The following is a 21250-nucleotide window of genomic DNA, read 5'->3' as shown; positions in this document are numbered from 1 at the left end:
TCAGTGCGGGCACAATTCTGAGGCTAGTTATTACCCCGATTGAATTGTTCGAACCCGCCGGCGTCGGCGCTCGAGTCGACCGGTGCCGCGGATCCTCGCTGGCCCAGCTCCTCGAGCTGGGATTCGAGGTAGGTCTTGAGCCGGGTGCGGTACTCGCGTTCGAAGGTGCGTAGCTGCTCGAGGCGGCCTTCCAGCACGGTGCGCTGCTGGTTGATGGTTCCCATGATCTCGGAGTGTTTGCGCTCCGCGTCGGCCTGCAGCGCGTCGGCCTTCTCCTGGGCCTGGCGCAGCTGGGTCTCCGAGCGGCTCTGGGCGTCGGCGAGCATCGCGTCGGCGCGTTGACGCGCCTCGGTGACCGTGGTCTCTGCGGTGTGACGGGCCTCGCTGAGAATCTGGTCGGCGTTGGCGCGGGCGTCGGCCAGCATCTTGTCGGATTCGGCCCTGGCGGTGCTGGTGAGCCGGTCGGCGGTGTCTTGCGCCAGGGTCAGCACCCGGGCGGCCTTCATGGCCTGCTCCTCATTGGTCCCCGCCGCGGCAGGGGCCGGGGCGGGAGCCGCGATCGGGGCCGGCGCCGGCTTGACCGGCTCCGGTTCGGGCTCGAAGGTCGGAATCGCCTGGGTGGGCTGCGCACCGCCGGCGCCGCCGGCGGCGGCCAGCTCGCGGTCCAATTCCTCAATCCGTTGGCGCAGATCGGAGTTCTCTTCGATGAGCCGCGTCAGCTCGTTCTCCACCAGGTCGAGAAAGGCGTCGACCTCGTCTTCGTTGTAACCGCGCTTGCCGATCGGCGGCTTACTGAACGCCACATTGTGGACGTCGGCTGGTGTAAGCGGCATTGTTCGTCCCCTCGAGTTCCTGTCAAACGATCTGCAAAGTGTAGAACGGAGTGGTTGCCGTCGTGCAACTGCCGTCCATCCTGTCACACCAGACCCTGCGGTAGCCGATTAGGCCAATAAATAAGAACCAATTTCACACAGTAAGACCAATAAAATCCAAATCCTTAAAATTTTTAAATCGCGGCCGCCGAACTGAGGCTAAAACGTGGCCGAACCGTCTCCCCGCCCGTGCCGCGGGCGGGCCAGAGCGCTCACGCCGCGGCGCCGAATGCCAGTTGCATGCCGATGAAAGCGACCAGCAGCAGCACCATGATCGACAGGTCGAAGCGGACGGCTCCGATGGTCAGCTGCGGGATCAGCCGGCGCAGCAGCTTCACCGGGGGATCGGTGATCGACATGATGATCTCGAGGATTACCACGGTGATCCCGGTCGGGCGCCAGTCACGGCTGAACGAGCGGATGAACTCGACGACGACCCGGGCGATGAGCAGCAGCCAGAAAATGAACAGCGCGAACCCGAGGATCTGAAAGAACAGCACCAACGTTGAAGCCCGACCTTACCGATGAGATGTCAGCCGCGCGCTAGTGCGGCAATCGCCAGCGTACCGACTCTAATGTGCGGGCACACTTCTCGCGCGGGCGGCGGCGAGCAGCAGGGTGATGGCTAAACCCGCCTGCGGCGGAACGGGTGTGGCTACTGGTAAGCGTAGAAGCCGGTTTCGGCGATCCGGCGGCGCTCCTCCGGCGACACGTCCACGTCGGCGGGCGAGAGCAAGAACACCTTGGTCGCGACCTTGTCGAAAGAGCCGCGCAACGCGAAGGCCAGGCCGGCCGCGAAGTCGACCAGACGCTTTGCGTCGGCGTTGTCCATCGACACCAGGTCCATGATGACCGGGGTGCCGTCGCGGAACCGCTCACCGATGGTGCGGGCCTCGCTGTAGTCCTTGGGGCGCAGCGTGGTGATCTTCGACAACGGGTGGCCTTCTTCGAACATCATCGCCATCCGGCGCGGGTCCATCGCCAGCGCTCCGCGGGTGGAGGAGTTGCGCAGCCACGACCCGAGGCGCGGCCTGGTCATCTCGGGCCGCTCGAACTCGCGCGGGTGGACGGGACTGTAGCGGGGGTCGTCCCCATAGCCGCCGCGGTAGCTGCTGGGCGGCGGGTAGTCGGCCGGCTCGCCACGCGGGTCGTCGTATTCGCGGCCCTCGTAGCGGCCATACCCCTGGAAATTCTCGTCGAACCGGGGACGCGGGAAGCCGCGGGAGGGAGCCCGGTCGTCGTAGTACTCGTCGTCGTAATCCTCCATGGGAGCCATACCGAAGTAGGCCTTGACCTTGTGCAGTGTGCTCATCGCTAACCCCTTCTAGCCCCTGGGAGTTGTGGTGTCTGTGATGAAGGTGTGACTACAGTGACTATTCACGGTGACGGTAGCCGCCGCGGACCCAATAGCGCGGTACCGACACGCACACAAGTCGAACCATGTTTAACGGCGATTTCGAAGTCGCTGGACATGCCGGCGGAGAGGCCGACGGCGTTCGGGTGCGCTTGCAGGACCCGACGGTGCTCGGATTGCAGCAGGTCAAAGGCCCGGTCAGGGTCCCAGTCCAGGGGCGGGATGCCCATCAACCCGACCAGTTCCAGGCTCTTGGAGTCCTCGATCTGGGCGCAGACCTGGTCCACCGCGCCGGACGCCGTGACGTCGACGCCGCCGCGGGAGACGTCACCGTCCAGGCTGACCTCGACGTACACGCGCAGCGGCGCTGGCCGACGGCCGTCGGCCAGGGCCGTCGACACCGCCCGATCGAGCGCGGTCACCAACCGTGGACTGTCGACCGAGTGGGCGGTGTGGGCCCACTGGGCCAGCGACCGCGCCTTGTTCCGCTGAATCCGGCCCACCATGTGCCAGTGCATATCCCGCAAGTCCGGCCGCGCGGAACTACTTGCCAACCGGGCGACTTCCGCGACCTTCGCGGCGGCTTCCTGATCGCGCGATTCGCCAACGCACCGACAACCCAATCGAGACAAAATCGCAACATCGGTTGCCGGAAAGAATTTGGTAATAGGGAGAAGTTCAATTTCGCTGACATTGCGTCCCGCCGCTTCCGCCGCCGCCGCAAGTCGCGATCGGACACCGGCCAACGCATGGGTCAATTCCGATTCGCGGTCGCCATGGTTTGCCTCGCTTCTATGGGCCGGCATGTCCACCGCCATTCCGGTCACTCCATCCAGACCAGCGACGCCAGCCGCCCAGTCGGGGCGTCCCTGCGATGACTGAACAGCGCGGCGTCGGCCACCGTGCAGCGCGGGTCAATGTCGATCGAGGTGACGCCCAATTCGCGTAATTGGCAAGCGATTCCGGCCCTGAGGTCGAGCCCGGGGGTGCCGGCCGCGGTGGTGGTGCGGCTGCCCGGCAACGCGGCCTCGACCTCGTCGGCCATCGCCGCGGGCACCTCGTAGTTGCGGCCGCTGACCGCCGGCCCGAGCAGCGCGGAGATGTCGCCGGCCTGCGCGCCCAGCCCCAGCATCGCCTCCAGCGCGCGGGCCACCACGCCGCGCTGGGCGCCGACGCGGCCGGCGTGCACCGCCGCGACCACACCGGCGCGCGCGTCGGCCATCAACACCGGCACGCAGTCGGCGGTCACCACCGCCAGAGCCAGGCGCGGCGTGGCGGTCACCAACGCGTCGGTGCCGTCGACCGCGGTCCCCCGCGGCCCCTCGACCACCTCGACTCGGTCGCCGTGGACCTGGTTCATCCACACCACGCGGTCGGCGCCCAGGCCGGTGGCGGCGCCCAGGCGCGCCCGGTTGGCCGTCACGGCCGCCGGGTCGTCGCCGACATGGTCGCCCAGGTTGAAGGTGTCGAACGGCGGCTTGGACACACCGCCCGCGCGGGTGGTCGTCACCCGCCGGATTCGAACGCTCACGTGACCAGTATCCGGAAACCGTCGTTGTCGGTCAGGGGGCGCCAGCTCTGCCGCCTTCGGGGTCACGGCCACGGGATCAGCGGCGCATGAACGGCGGCACGTCGACGTCGTCGTCGTCGCCGCCAATGCTCAGCGTCGCGCCATTGGTCTGTAGCGGCACGCTGACGGCGTCGACGGGCTCGAACAGCGTCGAGCTGAGCTTGCCGGCCTTCGCCGACTCGATCCGGTGCGCCCCGCCGGTGCCGGATTCGGCCGCGCCTCCCACCACCGGCTTGCGGCCAGGTCCGGCCGCGTCGAAGCCGGCCGCGATCACCGTGACGCGCACCTCGTCGCCCAACGAGTCGTCGATGACGGTCCCGAAGATGATGTTGGCGTCCGCGTGGGCGGCGTCCTGCACCAGCGAGGCCGCCTCGTTGATCTCGAACAGGCCGAGGTCGCTGCCGCCGGCGATCGACATCAGCACACCCCGCGCGCCCTCCATGGAGGCCTCCAGCAGCGGCGAGTTGATGGCGATCTCGGCGGCCTTCAGCGACCGCCCCTCCCCGCGGGCCGAGCCGATGCCCATCAGGGCGGTGCCGGCTCCGGACATGATGCCCTTGACGTCGGCGAAGTCGACGTTGATCAACCCCGGCGTGGTGATCAGGTCGGTGATGCCCTGCACGCCGTTGAGCAGCACCTCATCGGCGCTGCGGAACGCGTCCATCAGCGACACCGCGGCGTCGCCCATCTGCAGGAGCCGGTCGTTGGGGATCACGATCAGGGTGTCGCAGCTCTCCCGCAGCGAAGCGATGCCGTTTTCGGCCTGGTTGCCGCGGCGCTTGCCCTCGAACGAGAACGGCCGGGTGACCACACCGACGGTCAGCGCGCCCAGCTTGCGGGCGATGCTGGCGACGACGGGCGCCCCGCCGGTGCCGGTGCCGCCGCCTTCGCCGGCGGTGACGAACACCATGTCCGCCCCGCGCAGCAGCTCTTCGATCTCGTCCTTGGCGTCATCGGCCGCCTTGCGTCCGACCTCGGGATCTGCCCCGGCGCCCAGCCCACGGGTGGAATCGCGGCCGACGTCGAGCTTGACGTCGGCATCGCTCATCAACAGCGCCTGCGCGTCGGTGTTGATCGCGATGAACTCGACGCCCTTGAGGCCCTGTTCGATCATCCGGTTGACGGCGTTGACGCCGCCGCCACCGATACCCACAACCTTGATCACGGCCAAGTAATTGTGCGGGGGGGTCATCATGTCTCTTCCTCCCTGGTGGGATTCGGTGTCTCCGCCTGGCAAACCCTCAACCTCAACCATAGGGTTAGAGTTATGTCAAGTAGTTCGGCGCAAACAGAACGGTATGGGTACGACGCGCGCTAACCCGGCAGGCGCGCCGAGGCGCGGCACGCAAATTTTTGCCGCCGACTACTTGACGGTCGGCAGGTCCGGGCTCGACACGTCGTAGACCTTGCCGGGCTGGGTCAACAGCGCGGCCAGCTTCTCGGCCTTCTCCTCGGCGCGGTCGGTGGTCCCCCAGATCACCGCTCGCCCGTCGTTCAGCGTCAGGGTGATCGACGCCACCGACGGCGCCGCGATCCGGCCGACCTGGCTCGCCACCTCGGGACGCAGCGCGAGCAACACCTGCAGCGCGGCCTTGGTCGCCGGGTCGTTCGGCCCGGGATCGGCGACATCGATGTAGGGCAGCGCCGGTGGCGGCGGGGCGGTCGCGAAGTCCACGCCGTCACGGTCGAACAGGTGCGGACCGTCGGGAAAGTCCTTCACCGCCAACGGAACCCGTTCGACGATGGTGATCCGCAGCGCGGACGGGTATTGGCGCTGGACCCGCGCGCTGGCCACCCGCCGGATCGCGGCCACCCGATCGGCAATCTGGTTGGTGTTGATCTGCAGCAGCGGCGTGCCGGGCCGCACCCGCGCCGCGTCGAGCACTTCCTCGCGGCTCACCGTCCCGATCCCGGTGACGACGATGTTGCGCGCCGACATCGCCGGCGTGAAATACAGAATCAATCCGAGCCCGACGCCGACGACGGCCAGCACCACGCTGGCCAGCAGCATTTTCAGGCCCCGAACCACCCCGCGCGCAGGGGGCTTGGGCTGGTTGGCGATGCGCCCGCTGGCCCGGCGTTTGGCCTCGCGGCGTGCATCCTCGATGGCCCGGGCGCGGGCCTGCGCGGCGCGGCGCTCGGCCCTTTCACGCCGGGCGCGCCGGCGTGGACCCTCGAATTCGGTTTCCTCCGCGGGTGTCTGGCCCTCAGGCGCCGCGGTGGCAAGCGGTTCGGTGATCACGCCGTCGGCGTCGTCGCTCGGCTCGGTCATCGCAACACCCCCGGACGGCCCGGCGTGCTGCGGTTGGCCCGCGCCCGCAGCGCGGTCACGATCTCCGGCCCCAGCAAGGTCACGTCGCCCGCACCCATCGTGATGATGACGTCGCCGGGGGCGGCGTCCGCGGCCACCTCCTGGGCGACCGAGGAGAAATCCGGCAGGTAGCGCACCGGCACGCTGACGTGCTCGGCCACGCTGGCCCCGCTGACGCCGGCCAGCGGTTGTTCGCGCGCGCCGTAGACGTCGAGGACGAAAACCTGGTCGGCGGCGTCGAGTGCGCGACCGAACTCGGCGGCGAAAGCCTTTGTGCGGGAATACAAGTGGGGCTGGAACACCACGAGGCAGCGGCCGTCTCCGCTCTCCTCGAGGACCGCGCGCACCGCAGCCAGGGTGGCGCTGATCTCCGTGGGGTGATGGGCGTAGTCGTCGAACACCCGCACCGAGCCCTTGCCGACTGCTGAGGCTCCGACGAGCTCGAACCGGCGGCGAACGCCCTCGAAGCCGGCCAGCCCGTCGAGCACCTCGTCGGCCTCGGCGCCGATCTGCATCGCCGCCAGCAGCGCGCCGAGCGCGTTGAGCGCCATGTGTCGCCCAGGCACCGACAACCGCATCACGCGCGGTTGCGGCTCACCGTCTAGCTGGAAGACCGCGACCGCCTCGGTGCCGTGTTGCTCCCAGGACAGCAGCCGGGCGGCCAACGCCTGCTCGGCTGCTGATCCGTATCGCAGCACCCGGATGCCCAGCGCGGCGGTGCGTTCGGCCAACGCCGCGGCCCCGGGGTCATCGGTGCACACCACGAGCGCCCCGCCGGGGGCCAGCCGCTCCACGAACGAGTCGAACACGCCGACATAGGCGTCGGCGCTGCCGTAGAAGTCCAGGTGATCGGTCTCGATGTTGGTGACCACCGCGATGTTGGGCGTGTATTCCAGCAGCGAGCCGTCGCTTTCGTCGGCCTCGGCGACGAAACAGTCGCCGCTGCCGTGGTGGGCGTTGGTGCCCGCCTCCCCTAGTTCCCCGCCGACGGCGAAGGACGGGTCGCGCCCGCAGTGCTGCAGGGCCACGATCAGCATCGACGTCGTCGTCGTCTTGCCGTGGGTGCCGGTGACCATCAACGTGGTGCGGCCTTCCATCAGCCTGGCCAGCACGGCCGGGCGCAGGATCACCGGGATGCCGCGCCGGCGGGCCTCCACCAGCTCGGGGTTGGTCTTCGGGATGGCGGCGTGCGTGGTGATGACGGCCGTGGGGCCGCCGGGCAACAGGTCCAGCGACGACGCGTCGTGGCCGATCCGGATTTCCGCGCCCCTCGCCCGCAGCGCGTGCAGCGCGCGCGACTCCTTGGCGTCGGACCCGGACACCAGCGCGCCGCGGTCGAGCAGGATGCGGGCGACGCCCGACATTCCGGCTCCCCCGATGCCGACCATGTGCACCCGACGCAGCTCGGGCGGCAGCTGCTCGCCGTTCACCGCGGTCCCCCGGTTGCCACCGCCCGCCCGGCGATGTCCAGCGCCGCCTGCGCCACCTGGCGCGCCGCGTCCGGATGTCCCACCCGGGCGGCGGCCGCCGTCATCGCCGCCAGCCGCGGCGGGTCGGTGAGCAGTGCGCCCACCCGCTCGGCGACCGCGGCCGGTGTCAGGTCGGCGTCGGCGACCAGCATGCCGCCGCCGGCGTTGACCACCGGCAGCGCGTTGAGCCGCTGCTCGCCGTTGCCGATCGGCAGCGGCACGTAGATGGCCGGCAGGCCGACGGCCGAGACCTCCGCGACGGTCATCGCGCCGGACCGGCAGATCGCCAGGTCGGCGGCGGCGTAGGCCAGGTCCATCCGGTCAAGGTAGGGCACCGCGACGTAGGGCGGGTCGCCCGGCTGCGGCTCGCGCAGCTCGAGGGTGTTCTTGGGCCCGTGCGCGTGCAGCACGGAAACCCCGGCGGCGGCAAGCTCGGCGGCGGCCCCGGAGACGGCCCGGTTCAGCGAGACCGCGCCCTGCGAACCGCCGAACACCAGCAACACCCGCGCGTCGTCGGCGAAGCCGAAGTGCCTGCGCGCTTCGGCGCGCAGGGCCGCGCGGTCCAGCGCGGTGATGGCCGCCCGGACCGGCACGCCGACCACCTCGGCGCGCGCCAGCCCGCAGTCGGGCACCGCCGAGAGCACGCGGTCCGCGCTGCGGGCGCCGACGCGGTTGGCCAGCCCCGCGCGGGCGTTGGCCTCGTGGATCAGCACCGGGATGCGCCCACGCCGGCGCCCGGGGATGCCGCGGGCGGCGAGGTAGGCCGGCAGGGCCACGTACCCGCCGAAACCGATCACGACGTCGGCGTCGACGGCGTCGAGCACCGCGCGGGTCTCCCGCACCGCGCGCCACACCCGCGGCGGCAGCCGGGCCAGGTCGCCGCTGAGCTTGCGCGGCAGCGGCACCGGCGTGATCAGTTCGAGGTGATAGCCGCGCTGCGGCACCAGGCGGGTCTCCAGCCCGCGGGGGGTGCCCAGCGCGGTGATGCGGACCCGCGGATCCAGCGCGCTGAGCGCGTCGGCGACGGCCATGGCCGGCTCCACGTGCCCGGCCGTGCCGCCACCGGCGAGCACGACCGAGACGGTGGATTTGACCGATGATGCGGCACCGGCGGGCGAGGGGCTTGCCCCCAGCCCGCCGGCCGGCTCATTGATCGTGCCGTTCACCCGTAACGCTGACCTTCCAATGCGCGAGATCGCCGTGTCCGACGCTGGCCAGATACATGATGCCTCGTGCGCCGGGCCGGACGGGCAGCTGTTCGCCCGATTGCCGGCCGAAGCGGAGCATCGGCCTTGCGGGACGCCTTCCGGGCGGGCGCCTGCGCACCCTTCTGGCCCGCTTTGGCGCCGGCCGGCCGCGGGCCCCGCTTGCGATCGCGGAATACCTCGATGCGGCTCGGCACGTACGGCTGAGGCAGCGGAAGCCGCAGCAGCCGGTTCATCTTGTCGTCACGGCCGGCGCGCAGCGCGGCCACCGCCTCCGGCTCGTGACGAGCCGCGTTGGCCATGATGCCTATCATGAAAAGGGTTGCCGCGGTGGAAGTTCCGCCGGCGGAGATGAGCGGCAGCTGCAGACCGGTCACCGGCAGCACGCCGATCACGTAGCCGATGTTGATGAACGCCTGCCCGAGGATCCACATGGTGGTGGTCGCGGTCAGCAGCCGCAGGAACGGGTCGGCCGACCGGCGCGCGATCCGCATCCCGGTGTAGGCGAACAGCCCGAAGAGGGCCAGCAGCCCGAACGCGCCGATGAAGCCCAGCTCCTCGCCGATGATCGCGAAGATGAAGTCGTTGTGGGCGTTGGGCAGGTAGTTCCACTTGGCGACGCCCTGGCCGAGGCCGTCTCCGAAGATGCCGCCGTGGGCCAGCGCGAACTTCGCCTGCCGGGCCTGGTAGCCGGTGTCCTGCGGGTCGTTTTCGGGGTTGATCCAGGACCGCACCCGGTCCGAGCGGTACCCCGCCGACATCGCCAGCACCGCGCCGGCGACGAAGACGGCCGCCAGCGAGGTGACGAACACGCGCAGCGGCAACCCGGCGTACCAGAGCAGGGCCAGCAGGATGATGCCCAACGACACGGTCTGGCCGAGGTCGGGCTGGGCGACGATGAGCGCCAGCGCGATGACGGCCGCCGGGACCAGCGGGATGAGCATCTCGCGCAGCGAGGCCCGCTCCAGGCGCCGGGCCGCCAGCAGGTGCGCGCCCCAGATGGCGAAGGCGATTTTGGCCAGCTCGGAGGGCTGCATGGAAAAGCCCGCGATCACGAACCACTTGCGAGAACCGTTGGCCAGGTTGCCGATTCCGGGCACCAGCACCAGCACCAGCAAGATGATGGTGATCACGTAGCCGGTGAAGGCCACCCGCCGGACGAACCGCACCGACACCCGCAACGCGATGTAGGCCGCGACGAGGCCGATGACCGTCCACAAGACCTGCTTGCCGAAAATCACCCACGCCGACCCGTCGGCGTCATACGAGCGCACACCGGAGGCCGACAGCACCATGATGAGGCCGAGCGTGGTCAGCACCCCGGCGATGGCGATGATCAGGTGAAACGAGGTCATGGGCCGGCCCAGCCAGGCCCCGAACCGGAGGCGCAGACCGCCCGGTTGGGCCGCGACCTCCGCCTTCGCCGCGGCCGGGATGTCGGACGCGGCGGGCTTGTCGGCGGTTTCCGCGGGCCCCGAGGCCTCGATGGCGTCCGTCGCGGCCTCGGCTTCTGAGGCGTCCGATGCCGCGCCCTCGCCCGGTTCGGGCGTGGCGGCGCCGTCGCTCCCCTTGCCCCGGCCCTTGTTGCGACGCAGCCGGTTCAGCGCGTTAGCCACACTCGCCTACTGGGTCGCCGCGCGCACGGCGGCCGCGAAGGCGTCGCCACGGTCGGCGTAGCCGCTGAACTGGTCAAACGACGCGCCGGCCGGCGCCAGCAGTACGGTGTCACCCGGCTTCGCCAGGTCGCGGGCCGCCGCGACGGCTGCGGCCATGACGCGAGCGCCCAAGTCCCCGCCCGAATGTCTCACTTCTGTCACATCTGTATCAGAAACCACAGCAGTCGCATTCATACCAGCATCCTCGCCTGTCACAACCTGGACGACCGGGACATCCGGCGCGTGTCGCGATAACGCCTCTGCAACCTCCGCGCGATCTCGGCCGATGAGCACCGCGCCGACCAGGCGCGGGGCCATCCGGGCCACCTCCGCATCGACGGACGCGCCCTTCAGCAAACCGCCGGCTACCCATACCACCCGCGGGTATGCCAGCACCGACGCCTCGGCGGCGTGCGGATTGGTGGCCTTGGAGTCGTCGACGTAGCGAATCCCGTCGGCGACGGCCACCACCTCGGCCCGGTGCCGGCCCACCCGAAACGACGCGATCGCGGCCGCGATCGCGTCGGGGGGCACCCCGACGCTGCGGGCCAGCGCCGCGGCGGCCAGGGCGTCGAGGATCCCGACCGGCCCCGGCACCGGGATCGATTCGGCCGGCACGAGCGCCAGGTCGTCGGCGAAGGCGCGGTCGACCAGTTGGCCGTCGCGCACGCCGAGTTCTCCGGCGGCGGGTACGCCGAGCCGGAACCCGACGCGGATCGGCGCCGCCGCGGTGCTCAGCAGCGCGGCGGCGCGGCCGTCGTCGAGCCCGACCACCGCCACGCGGCCGTCCAGCACCCGCGCTTTGGCCGCGGTGTAGGCGGCCATCGTGGAGTGCCAGTCCAGGTGGTCCTCGGCGATGTTGAGCACCACGCCGGCCTCGGGCCGCAGCGAGGGCGCCCAGTGCAGCTGGAAGCTGGACAGCTCGACGGCCAGCAGGTCGGTGGGTTCGGTCAGGACGTCGAGCACGGGACTACCGATGTTGCCGCACAACACGCTGCGTTGCCCGCCGGCGATCAGCATGGCGTGCAGCATCGACGTCGTCGTCGTCTTGCCGTTGGTCCCGGTGACCGCCAGCCAGCGGCGGGGGGGGCCGTAGCGGCCCGCCGCGTCGAGCCGCCAGGCCAGCTCCACGTCACCCCAGATGGGCACGCCCGCCGTCGCGGCGGCGGCCAGCAGCGGCGTCGTCGGTGCGAAGCCGGGGCTGGTGACCACCAGCGCGTAATTGGCGATCTGGCCGGTGGCCGTCGCCGCGGTAACGGTCGGGACCCCGGTCTCGGCGTACCGGTGCAGCGTGGCGGGGTCGTCGTCGCACAGGGTGGCCGCCGCGCCGAAGCGGCTCAGGGCGGCCAGCACCGCCTTGCCGGTCACGCCGCCGCCGGCAACGAGCACGGGCGCGCCCGCCGCCAAAGGCTCAAGGCCGCTCATTACGCACCGATCGCGGCGAGCCACTCACCGTAGAACAGCGCCACCCCCAGGCCGCAGGTGATCGCGGTGAGCAGCCAGAAGCGGATGATCACCGTGGTCTCCGCCCACCCGGCCAACTCGAAGTGGTGGTGAAAGGGCGCCATCCGGAACACCCGGCGCCCGGTGGTGCGGAAGGCCAGGATCTGCAGCACGACGGAGGTGACCTCGGCGACGAACAGCGAACCGAGCACGACGGCGAGGATCTCGGTGCGGCTGGTGACCGACAGGCCCGCGATGATGCCGCCCAGCGCCAGCGACCCGGTGTCGCCCATGAAGATCTTGGCGGGCGCGGCGTTCCACCACAGAAATCCGATGCAGGCGCCGGCGGTGGCGGCGGCGATAATCGCCAGGTCCAGCGGATCGCGGACGTTGTAGCAGCCCAGGCCCGGCGCGGTGACGCATGCGTTGCGGTACTGCCAGAACGTGATCAACACGTAGGCGGCGGTGACCATCGCCATGCTGCCGGCGGCCAGCCCGTCCAGCCCGTCGGTGAAGTTGACCGCGTTGGACCAGGCGCTGACGACGACCACGCAGAACAGCACGAACAGCCCGGGAGCCAGTGCGACGGTGGCGATCTCGCGCACGTAGGACAGGTCGGCGCTGGCCGGGGTCAGGCCGCTGGCGTTGTGGAACCGCAGCACCAGCACACCGAACAGCACCGCGGCGACGATCTGCCCGGCGGTCTTGGCCGTCTTGTTCAACCCGAGGTTTCGCGACCTGCGGATCTTGATCAGGTCGTCGAGGAACCCGACGCCGCCCAGCACGGTGGCCAAACCGAGCACCAGCAGGCCCGACGCGGAGATGCCTTCGCCGTCGAACGCCAGCCCGGCGAGGTGGGTGCCCAGGTAACCCGCCCAGATGCCGGCCAGTATCGCCACCCCGCCCATCGACGGGGTGCCCCGTTTGCTGTGGTGGGTGGGCGGCCCGTCCTCGCGGATCTGATGGCCGAACCCCTGCCTGGTGAACAGCCGGATCAGCGCCGGCGTCAACAGGATCGACACGGTCAGCGCGATGGCGACGGCGATGAGGATCTGCCTCACGGGCCTGCCCCGCCGGAGTCTTCCCACCCGTCGGCTGCCAGCGCGTCGGCCAGCGCCCCGAGCCCGGCGGCGTTGGACGCCTTGACCAGCACGACGTCACCGGGCCGCAGCTCGGCCCGCAGCAACGCCAGGGCGGCGTCGCCGTCGGGCACGCTCGCGGCCCCTCGATCGCCAGAAGCGCTCCATGAGCCCTCCATGACCGCCCCGTGGTGCATGGCGCTCATCGACCTCCCGGTTCCCACGACAACGAGTCGAGACACATCTAAGCGCACCGCCAGCCGGCCGATGCGATCATGCTCGGCTATCGCGTCCTCACCGAGCTCGGCCATCTCGCCGAGCACCGCCCAGCTACGCCGGCTCTGCGCGCCGCCCCGATGGGCAATCCACGCCAGGGACTGCAGCCCGGCTCGCATCGAGTCGGGGTTGGCGTTGTAGGCGTCGTCGATCACCGTCACCCCGTCGGGACGGGTGGTCACCTGCATGCGGTGCCGCGACACCGGCCCGGCCGCGGCCAGCGCGGCGGCCACCTGCTCGACGGTCGCGCCGCACTCCAAGGCGACCGCGGCGGCGCACAGCGCGTTGGTGACCTGATGGTCGCCGAACACGCCGAGCCGCACCTCGACAGTGCGGTCCGACGCGTGCAGGGTGAAGCGCGGCCTGGCCACTTCGTCCAGGGCCACCGCATCGGCCCACACCTCGCTGGGTCCCGAGTCGGTGTGGCGTTCCCGGCTGACCCGGACCACCCGGGCCCGGGTGACTCTGGCCATCGCCGCGACGGCCGGGTCGTCGACGTTGAGTACGACCACGCCGGACGGCGAAACAGCTTGTGGCAGTTCAGATTTCGTGCGGGCGATGGCCTCGCGGGAGCCGAACTCACCCAGGTGGGCGGTGCCGACGTTGAGGACCACCCCGATCGCCGGCGGGGCGACGTCGGCCAGCGCGGCGATGTTGCCTGGATGGCGCGCCGACATCTCGAGAACCAGGTAGTCGGTGCGCCGCGTCGCGCGCAACACCGTCCAGGGATGACCGAGTTCGTTGTTGAACGACCCGGGCGGGGCCACCACGTCGCCCAGCGGTTCCAGCACGGCGGCCACCAGGTCCTTGGTCGAGGTCTTCCCCGACGAGCCGGTGATCCCGATGATGGTCAGCCCGCCGGCCACCAGTTCGGCGGCCACCGCCTTGGCCAGCCTGGCCAGCGCCGCCAGCACGGCCGCGCCGGAGCCGTCGGCGTCGTGTTCCAGGACGCTGGCCAGCGCGCCCTCGGTTGTGCGGGCTTGGGGTTCGACCACGATGGCGGGCACCCCGACCGGTCGGGCCGCCAGCACGGCCACCGCGCCGGCCGACACCGCCGAGCCCGCGTGGTCATGCCCGTCCGAGCGCGCGCCGGGCAGCGCCAAGAACAGCCCGCCCGGTCCGACGGCGCGCGAGTCGAATTCGACGGTGCCGGTGACGCGGAGTTCGGCGGCGGCCTCCGGGGAGATGTCGGCCAGCGTGCCGCCGACGATTTCGGCGATTTGGGCGACGGTCAGGTCGATCATCGCGGTGCCTTGAGGGCCTTGACCGCCGCCGCCAGCTCAACCCGGTCGTCGAAGGCGCGGACCTCCCCGGCCGCACGCTGCCCGGTCTCGTGGCCCTTGCCGGCGACCACGACCACGTCGCCGGGGCGGGCCCAGGCCACCGCGCGTCCGATGGCCTCGCGCCGGTCGGCGATCTCGACGACCTCGGCCGCTCCGCCGCGCTGCGCCGCGCCGGCCAGGATCTCGCGGCGGATGGCCGCGGGATCCTCTCCGCGCGGATTGTCGTCGGTGACGACGACCAGGTCGGCCAGATCGGCGGCCACCTCGCCCATCGGGGCGCGCTTGCCCGGGTCACGCTCGCCGCCGGCGCCGAATACCACCGCCAGCCGGCCCTCGGGGCGCCGCAGGGCGGTCAGCACCGCCCGCAATGCGCCCGGCTTGTGGGCGTAGTCGACCAGCGCCAGGAAATCCTGGCCGCAGTCGATCTCTTCGAGCCGCCCGGGCACCCGGGTTTCCAGCAGGCCCGGCGCGGCCTGCTCCGGCGAGACCCCGATCGTGTCCAGAATGGCCAGCGCGACAAGGCAATTGGCGACGTTGTAGTGGCCGGGCAGCCGGATGCCGACGAGGTGGTGCACCCCGGCGGGGTCGACGACGGTGAATTCCTGCCCCCCGGCACCCATCGGCCCAACGGCCGCGGCGCGCCAGTGTGCGGGCTGACCCGACGCGCTGACGGTGATCGCGTCGTCGCCGGCCCGGGCGGCCATCGCGCGCCCCGCGTCGTCGTCGATACACACCACGGCGCGCCGGGCACGCAGCGGCGAGCCGGGATCGAACAGCAGGGCCTTGGCCTCGAAGTAGTCGGCCATGGTGGGGTGAAAGTCGAGGTGGTCGCGGGACAGGTTGGTGAAGCCGCCCACCGCGAACTGGGTCCCGTCCACCCGGCCCAGGGTCAGCGCGTGGCTGGACACCTCCATGACCACGGTGTCCACGCCGCGCTCGGCCATCGCGGCGAGCATCGCCTGCAGGTCCGGGGCCTCGGGTGTGGTCAGCGTCCCGGGAATGTCGGCGCCGTCGATGCGGATGCCGATGGTGCCGATCAGCCCGGCCGTGCGCCCTGCGGCGCGCAGACCGGACTCGACCAGGTAGGTGGTGGTCGTCTTGCCCGACGTTCCGGTGATCCCGACGACCGTGACCCGGTCGGACGGGTTTCCGTACACCGTGGCGGCCAGGCCGCCGAGCACGCCGCGCGGGCCCGGGTGCACCAGCGTCGGCACGGCTCGGGCACGGTCGCCCATCTCGGCGACCCCGGCAGCGTCGGTGAGCACCGCGACGGCGCCGCGTTCGATCGCGTCGCCGGCAAACCGGGCGCCGTGCGTGGTCGAGCCGGGCAGGGCGGCAAACAGGTCACCGGGCAGCGCGTCCTGCGCGCGCAGCGTCACGCCGGTCACCGGCACGTCGGGGACGGTCACACCCTGGTTTGCGAGCACCGCCCCGATCTGTGCCGCCAGCACCGACAAGCTGACGCCCGAGCCGGCGGTGGGGCGCAAACCAGTGGGCATCGACACCGCTGTTCACACCTCCCGTCCACCCGCGTGATCCTCATGATCGGCCATGACACCCTACCTAGCGCGACCGGCCATGAGGCCTTCCCGGGCCGTGGGCCTAGGTGGCCTGGAGGGTCAGCGGCGGCCCCGGATCCGGCGACAGCGGGACGTTCTCCCGCTGCATCAGCCAGCCCGCGATGTTGTGGAACAGCGGGGCCGCCGAGTGCCCGGGCGTCCCGTCGGCGTTGCGCTGCGGGTTATCCATCATGATGCCGATGACGTAGCGGGGGTTGTCGACGGTGGCCATCCCGGCGAAGGTGATCCAGTACACGTCGTCGAAGTAGCAGCCGCAGCCTGGGTTGATCTGCTGGGCGGTGCCCGTCTTGCCGGCCATCTGATAGCCCGGCACCGCGGCGGCCGCGCCGGTGCCCTGCTGGTAGCCCATCGGGTCGTGCTGCACGACGGCGCGCAACATGCCCCGCACGGTCTGCGCGGTCTGCGGCGACACCACCCGCACCCCCTCGGGGCGCGGCTCTTCGGTGCGGGTGCCGTCGGGCGCGATGGTGGCCTTGATGATCCGCGGCGGCACCCGCAGGCCGTCGTTGGCGATGGTCTGGTACATGTCCGTCATCTGCAGCAGCGTCATCGAAAGGCCTTGCCCGATGGGCAGGTTGGAGAAGGTGCTGCCCGACCATTGGTCGATGGGCGGTACCAGCCCGGCGCTTTCACCGGGCAGCCCGACGTTGGTGCGCTGGCCCAGGCCGAACTTGCGGACCATATCGTAGAAGCGTTCCGGGCCGACGCGCTGCGCCAGCATCAGCGTGCCGACGTTGGACGACTTCCCGAATATCCCGGTGGTGGTGTAGGGCATCACGCCGTGGTCCCAGGCATCATGGATGCCGACACCGCCCATCTGGATCGAGCCGGGCACGTGCAACACCTCGTCGGGGTTGGACAGGCCGTACTCGATGACCGACGACGCGGTGATCACCTTGTTCACCGATCCCGGCTCGAAGGGCGAGGACACCACCAGGTTGCCCAGCTGCTTATTGCCCTGGCGACCGATGTCCTGGGAGGGGTCGAAGGTGTTGTCGTTGGCCATGGCCAGCACTTCGCCGGTCTTGGAGTCCAGCACGACGGCCGAAACGTTGTGCGCCCCAGACAGATCCTTGGCCTGCTGGACCTGCTGCTGCACGTAGAACTGGATGTCGTCGTCGATGGTCAGCTGGACGGTCGAGCCGTTGACCGCCCGGTGCCGGTTGCGGTAGCTGCCCGGGATGACGACGCCGTCGGATCCGCGGTCGTAGGTGACCGAGCCGTCGGTTCCGGACAGCACGGAGTCCAGCGAATCCTCGAGCCCCAGCAGCCCGTGACCGTCCCAGTCGATGCCGCCGACGATGTTGGCCGCCAGCGATCCGCCCGGATACTGCCGCAAATCCTGCCGCTCGGAACCGACCTCGGGAAACTTGTCGGAGATCGCGCTGGAGACGGCGGGGTCGACGGCACGCGCCAGGTAGACGAAATTGTCGTTGCTTTGCAGCTTCTTCAGCACCGTCGCGAAGTCCGGCTTGTTGTTCAGCCGGGTTGAGACCTCCTTGGCGATGTCGCGCAGCCGCTCCTGCGGATCCGGGGCGGCCGAGTTCTTCTTTTTCGCCTCCTCCAGCTGCTGGCGAATTCGCTTGGGCTGAAAGGTCAGGGCACGCGACTCGGTGGTGAACGCGAGTTGTGCGTTGTTGCGGTCGACGATGCTGCCGCGGACCGCCTTCTCGACGTCGGTCACCTTCAACTGGCCGGCCGCCTGGGCCCGCAGCTTCGGGGCTTCCGTCACCTGCAGGAAGAACAGCTGCACCGCCGCGACGACCGTCAGCACCAGGATGACGGCATTGCCGGCTCGATGCCGGAAGACGAACGACGCGCCGCGCGAGCCCAGCTCGACGACCTGGCGGGTGCGCCGCTCCCGCGCCGAATGGCCGGCGGTTACGGCGTCGGGCCGTTCGGCCGCGCGGGCGTCCTTGGCGTTCTTGCCTTTCCGGAATCCCTTGGGTGACTTGGCGTCCGCCGCCTGCTGGGCCTTGCGAGCCCGCTTGGGTTGGCGGACCCCCTTGGCCTCCTGTGGTTTACGGGGACCGCGGGTCGGTCGCCCCGGCTGCGACCGGCGGGTCCGTCGCGCCTCGCCGCGGCTCACCGGGGCACACCGGCCGTCGCGCCGGGTACCGGTCCCGGGGCGACGGGGACGCCCGGTACCACCGCCTGTTGCGGCACCGCCGGCGCGAGTCCCGGCCGCACCGGGATCGGCACCTCAGCGGGCAGTGGCGCCGGCAGTTGGCCGGGAAGGGGGACGGGCAGGCCGCCCAAGGGAATCGGCACTTCGGCGGGCATCGGGGCGTGCTCCGGGGCCGCGGGAGCCGGCAGCCCCGGCGTCGGCAACAGCACAGGCAGCTGGCCGGTGATCGGCGCGGTGGGCATGCCCGGAAGCTGGGGGGCGGTCCGGGGCAGGTGCTGACCGCCAACCGTCGATGCGCCGTCGGGGGCGCGCAGCAGGGCCTCGGGTCCGGACCGGCCCGGCACCGGCGGGCCGCCCGGGAGCGGCTGCACCCGCACCGGGACTTCGGCCGGCGGCGCCGGCGGTGGGGGCGGCGGCGGCGGAGCCGCGTCGGGAATCTTGCTGTTCAGCGGCGGCGGCGGGACGCCGTCGGCGGGCTTGGGCGTGCCGACGACCACCCAGTTACCCGTCGGGTCCTGGACCAGGTGTGCGGTGTCCCTGGTCGGGATCATGCCCTGCTTGCGGGCCGCCTCGGCCAGGGCCGGCGCGGACTCCGCCTGCCGCACATCGCGTTCCAGCGACTCCTTCTGCTGCTGCAGCATCCGGTTCTTCTCCCGGGCGTGGCTCAGCTGATAGGAACGCTCGGCGGAGGCGGTGGACAACCACAGCGTCAGCCCCAGCCCGAGGCCCAGCGCCCCGATGACCAGCACGACGAACGGGACCTTGCTCGCCAGCGTCCGGGGCCGCAGGTCGATGGCCGCCAGCCGGGTGGCCAACCGCTCGGTCAATGACGGCCGGATAATCTTGGGGGCCTTGGCTTTACGCGCCTTGGCCCGCGCCTTGGCCTGGCTCGCGTTCTTGGGCCGGGCCGACCGCTCGGCGGGCCGGGCGATGGGGCCGGTTTGCGGGGCGGACTTGGGCGCCCGCGCCTCGCGGGTGGGCGCCGAGGACCGGGCGCGGCGCGTCGACGCCGAGTCGGCCGGGGCGCGCCCGCCCTTCCGGGCGGAACGGTCCCCTCCGCCGCCGCGGCGCTTGGGCGCCTCGCGCTTTACCTTCATGAGCCGCCCTTCTCGCTGACCTGCCGTGCTTGTGCCGTGTGCTCCAGACGTTGCAGCGCCCGTAATCGGACCGCGGCGCTGCGTGGGTTGCGTTCGATCTCGGCGGCATCGGCGCGTTCGGCGCCACGCGTCAGCGACCGGAATCTCGGCTCGTGGCCGGGCAGTTCGAACGGAAGATCAACCGGCGTGCGCGACGCGACGGCGTCGGCGAAAGCCCTCTTGACGATCCGGTCTTCCAGCGATTGGTAGGCCAGCACGACGATGCGTCCGCCGGTGGCGAGCGCCTCCAGGGCGGCGGGAAGGGCCGCTCGCAGCGAGCTCAGTTCGTCGTTGACGGCGATGCGCAGCGCCTGGAAGGTCCGCTTGGCCGGATGCCCGCCGGTGCGCCGGGCCGGCGCCGGAATCGCTTGGTACAGGAGGGCAACCAACTCCGCGGTCGAGGTGAACGGGGTGCGGGCGCGCTGGCGGACGATCTGGGCCGCGATGCGGCGGGCGAACCGCTCCTCGCCGTAGCGATGCAGGATGTCGGCCAGCGCCGATTGGTCGTAGGTGTTGACGATGTCGGCCGCGGTCAGCGGCGCCGCCGGGTCCATCCGCATGTCGAGCGGCGCGTCCTGCGCATACGCGAAACCCCGCTCCGCGCGGTCGAGCTGCATGGATGAGACCCCGAGGTCGAACAGCACCCCGTCGACCGATCCGGCTGCGGCGTAACCGGATTCGGCCAACGCGGCGACCAGGCCGTCGTACCGCGTGTGCATCAGCGTGATCCGGTCGGCGAAGGGCGCCAGCCTAGTCCCGGCGATGTCCAGGGCGCTGGGGTCGCGGTCGAGTCCGATGATGCGCAGCCCCGGCAATTCGGTCAGGAAGCGCTCCGCATGCCCGCCCGCGCCCAGGGTGGCGTCGACAAGGACCGCCCCCGACCCGTCGGGGTGGTGGCGGGTCAGGGCGGGGGTGAGCAACTCGAGGCAGCGTTCCAGCAGGACGGGCACGTGCCCGTGATCGTCTGAATTCTCAGCCACCGCAACGCCTCCCCGGGTCTGGCGGCACCCGTCGAGCCCCGGAGCCGCCCCGGCGGATCTTAAAGACGTGGCCCCTGCACCCGGGTCCCTGTCCGAAGTCGCGAACCTGGCGTTGGGGAAGTACGCCAGGGTCGGTTCGGGCAGAGGCCACGATGCACGGGCACGCGCCTCAGATAATGTCGCCGAGTGCTTCATCGCTGGCCGCGGAGAAGTTCTCTTCGTGGGTCTGCTGGTAGTCCGTCCAGGCCTGGGCGTCCCAGATTTCGAGGTAGTCGACCGCCCCGATCACCACGCAGTCCTTGGACAGGTTGGCGTAGCGGCGGTGGTCGGCCGACAAGGTGATGCGGCCCTGGGCGTCGGGATGCTGCTCGTCTGTGCCGGCGGCGAGGTTGCGCAGGAACGCCCGCGCCTCCGGGTTGCTGCGCGAGGCCTTGCTAGCCCGGCGAGCCAGCTGCTCGAATTCCCCCCGCGGGTACACGGCCAGGCTGTGGTCCTGGCTCTTGGTGACCATCAACCCCCCTGCCAGCGCGTCGCGGAACTTGGCGGGCAACGTCAGTCGCCCCTTGTCGTCGAGTTTGGGCGTGTAGGTGCCGAGAAACACCAGCTCACCTCCCCGTCGGGGTCACCCAAACACTTCGGCCACCATACCCCACAATCCCCCACTCCGCCCCATTGCTGGGGTGTCGCGTCGGAGTTTTCCCGGCTACTTGCCACCAGGCGCCGGCCCACGGTCGTTCGAGGGTGGCCGTTATGACGTAGTAAACCGTTGACGAGGCCACAAAAGCGCACTTCAGTGCGCTAAAGCTGCCGGGTGGGGCGTAGTGGGGCGCAAATGTGGGGCGCAGTGGGGCATGAATCGAGCCCCACGGCTCGATTGCGGCTCGATTGGGACTCGGAAGGGAATCGGCG

Annotated in this window: 18 protein-coding genes; all 18 read right to left on the bottom strand. The window is 70.8% G+C overall.

Going from position 1 to position 21250, the window contains the following annotated elements; all coding sequences use genetic code 11:
* Positions 1 to 23: 23 nt before the first annotated feature.
* Positions 24 to 833 carry a DivIVA domain-containing protein gene (locus tag A5764_RS04170; protein WP_067109018.1) on the bottom strand — a complete coding sequence of 270 codons (810 nt, stop codon included), beginning with the start codon at positions 831 to 833 and terminating at the stop codon, positions 24 to 26.
* 251 nt (positions 834 to 1084) lie between these two features.
* Positions 1085 to 1375, bottom strand: coding sequence for a YggT family protein (locus A5764_RS04165; protein ID WP_067007636.1), 291 nt, complete (start codon positions 1373 to 1375; stop codon positions 1085 to 1087).
* A 152-nt stretch (positions 1376 to 1527) separates the two neighbouring features.
* Positions 1528 to 2184 (bottom strand): cell division protein SepF, encoded by a 657-nt coding sequence (gene sepF, locus A5764_RS04160; protein WP_067109015.1) that lies wholly within the window; start codon positions 2182 to 2184, stop codon positions 1528 to 1530.
* Between the two features lie 65 nt (positions 2185 to 2249).
* Positions 2250 to 3044 carry a YggS family pyridoxal phosphate-dependent enzyme gene (locus A5764_RS04155; RefSeq protein ID WP_067109146.1) on the bottom strand — a complete coding sequence of 265 codons (795 nt, stop codon included), beginning with the start codon at positions 3042 to 3044 and terminating at the stop codon, positions 2250 to 2252.
* A gap of 5 nt (positions 3045 to 3049) precedes the next feature.
* Positions 3050 to 3757 (bottom strand): peptidoglycan editing factor PgeF, encoded by a 708-nt coding sequence (pgeF, locus tag A5764_RS04150; RefSeq protein WP_067109012.1) that lies wholly within the window; start codon positions 3755 to 3757, stop codon positions 3050 to 3052.
* A gap of 76 nt (positions 3758 to 3833) precedes the next feature.
* Complete coding sequence (ftsZ, locus tag A5764_RS04145) at positions 3834 to 4988, bottom strand: cell division protein FtsZ (RefSeq protein ID WP_067109144.1); 1155 nt, start codon at positions 4986 to 4988, stop codon at positions 3834 to 3836.
* 171 nt (positions 4989 to 5159) lie between these two features.
* Positions 5160 to 6068 (bottom strand): cell division protein FtsQ, encoded by a 909-nt coding sequence (gene ftsQ / locus A5764_RS04140; protein ID WP_067109009.1) that lies wholly within the window; start codon positions 6066 to 6068, stop codon positions 5160 to 5162.
* Complete coding sequence (gene murC, locus A5764_RS04135) at positions 6065 to 7537, bottom strand: UDP-N-acetylmuramate--L-alanine ligase (RefSeq protein ID WP_082951474.1); 1473 nt, start codon at positions 7535 to 7537, stop codon at positions 6065 to 6067. Before murC ends, ftsQ begins: the two co-directional genes overlap by 4 nt.
* Positions 7534 to 8742 carry an undecaprenyldiphospho-muramoylpentapeptide beta-N-acetylglucosaminyltransferase gene (gene murG, locus A5764_RS04130; protein ID WP_067109006.1) on the bottom strand — a complete coding sequence of 403 codons (1209 nt, stop codon included), beginning with the start codon at positions 8740 to 8742 and terminating at the stop codon, positions 7534 to 7536. The genes murC and murG overlap by 4 nt, the downstream gene beginning before the upstream one ends.
* A complete protein-coding gene (ftsW, locus tag A5764_RS04125) occupies positions 8739 to 10397 on the bottom strand; it encodes a putative lipid II flippase FtsW (RefSeq protein ID WP_067109003.1) in 1659 nt (552 codons plus the stop codon). Before ftsW ends, murG begins: the two co-directional genes overlap by 4 nt.
* Before the next feature lie 6 nt (positions 10398 to 10403).
* Positions 10404 to 11861: a UDP-N-acetylmuramoyl-L-alanine--D-glutamate ligase gene (gene murD, locus A5764_RS04120; RefSeq protein WP_067109000.1), complete on the bottom strand. Its 1458-nt coding sequence runs from the start codon at positions 11859 to 11861 to the stop codon at positions 10404 to 10406.
* Positions 11861 to 12940 carry a phospho-N-acetylmuramoyl-pentapeptide-transferase gene (mraY, locus tag A5764_RS04115; protein ID WP_067108997.1) on the bottom strand — a complete coding sequence of 360 codons (1080 nt, stop codon included), beginning with the start codon at positions 12938 to 12940 and terminating at the stop codon, positions 11861 to 11863. The genes murD and mraY overlap by 1 nt, the downstream gene beginning before the upstream one ends.
* Complete coding sequence (gene murF / locus A5764_RS04110; protein WP_067108994.1) at positions 12937 to 14478, bottom strand: UDP-N-acetylmuramoyl-tripeptide--D-alanyl-D-alanine ligase; 1542 nt, start codon at positions 14476 to 14478, stop codon at positions 12937 to 12939. The genes mraY and murF overlap by 4 nt, the downstream gene beginning before the upstream one ends.
* Positions 14475 to 16016, bottom strand: a complete 1542-nt coding sequence (locus A5764_RS04105) for a UDP-N-acetylmuramoyl-L-alanyl-D-glutamate--2,6-diaminopimelate ligase (protein ID WP_067109138.1) — start codon at positions 16014 to 16016, stop codon at positions 14475 to 14477. Before A5764_RS04105 ends, murF begins: the two co-directional genes overlap by 4 nt.
* Before the next feature lie 103 nt (positions 16017 to 16119).
* Positions 16120 to 18186: a penicillin-binding protein 2 gene (locus A5764_RS04100; protein ID WP_067108991.1), complete on the bottom strand. Its 2067-nt coding sequence runs from the start codon at positions 18184 to 18186 to the stop codon at positions 16120 to 16122.
* Positions 18183 to 19322, bottom strand: coding sequence for a hypothetical protein (locus A5764_RS04095; RefSeq protein ID WP_067108988.1), 1140 nt, complete (start codon positions 19320 to 19322; stop codon positions 18183 to 18185). Before A5764_RS04095 ends, A5764_RS04100 begins: the two co-directional genes overlap by 4 nt.
* Entirely contained in the window at positions 19319 to 20536 is a 1218-nt protein-coding gene (gene rsmH / locus A5764_RS04090) for a 16S rRNA (cytosine(1402)-N(4))-methyltransferase RsmH (protein WP_156664481.1), read from the bottom strand. Before rsmH ends, A5764_RS04095 begins: the two co-directional genes overlap by 4 nt.
* Positions 20511 to 20942 carry a division/cell wall cluster transcriptional repressor MraZ gene (gene mraZ, locus A5764_RS04085; RefSeq protein ID WP_067108982.1) on the bottom strand — a complete coding sequence of 144 codons (432 nt, stop codon included), beginning with the start codon at positions 20940 to 20942 and terminating at the stop codon, positions 20511 to 20513. The genes rsmH and mraZ overlap by 26 nt, the downstream gene beginning before the upstream one ends.
* Positions 20943 to 21250 lie beyond the last annotated feature (308 nt).

The sequence above is a fragment of the Mycobacterium sp. 852002-51057_SCH5723018 genome (genome assembly GCF_001667035.1).
In the GTDB taxonomy this organism is placed as follows: domain Bacteria; phylum Actinomycetota; class Actinomycetes; order Mycobacteriales; family Mycobacteriaceae; genus Mycobacterium.
The sequence above is the reverse complement of the archived record's forward strand: the minus strand, read 5'-3'. Positions and strand labels throughout refer to the sequence as shown.

What these genes read in the sequence shown, in the direction of transcription:
- A5764_RS04170 (WP_067109018.1), bottom strand. Translation starts at nt 833, where the DNA reads ATGCCGCTTACACCAGCCGACGTCCACAATGTGGCGTTCAGTAAGCCG.
- sepF (WP_067109015.1), bottom strand. Translation starts at nt 2,184, where the DNA reads ATGAGCACACTGCACAAGGTCAAGGCCTACTTCGGTATGGCTCCCATG.
- A5764_RS04155 (WP_067109146.1), bottom strand. Translation starts at nt 3,044, where the DNA reads ATGGCGGTGGACATGCCGGCCCATAGAAGCGAGGCAAACCATGGCGAC.
- ftsZ (WP_067109144.1), bottom strand. Translation starts at nt 4,988, where the DNA reads ATGACCCCCCCGCACAATTACTTGGCCGTGATCAAGGTTGTGGGTATC.
- ftsQ (WP_067109009.1), bottom strand. Translation starts at nt 6,068, where the DNA reads ATGACCGAGCCGAGCGACGACGCCGACGGCGTGATCACCGAACCGCTT.
- murD (WP_067109000.1), bottom strand. Translation starts at nt 11,861, where the DNA reads ATGAGCGGCCTTGAGCCTTTGGCGGCGGGCGCGCCCGTGCTCGTTGCC.
- murF (WP_067108994.1), bottom strand. Translation starts at nt 14,478, where the DNA reads ATGATCGACCTGACCGTCGCCCAAATCGCCGAAATCGTCGGCGGCACG.
- A5764_RS04105 (WP_067109138.1), bottom strand. Translation starts at nt 16,016, where the DNA reads ATGCCCACTGGTTTGCGCCCCACCGCCGGCTCGGGCGTCAGCTTGTCG.
- A5764_RS04095 (WP_067108988.1), bottom strand. Translation starts at nt 19,322, where the DNA reads ATGAAGGTAAAGCGCGAGGCGCCCAAGCGCCGCGGCGGCGGAGGGGAC.
- rsmH (WP_156664481.1), bottom strand. Translation starts at nt 20,536, where the DNA reads ATGAAGCACTCGGCGACATTATCTGAGGCGCGTGCCCGTGCATCGTGG.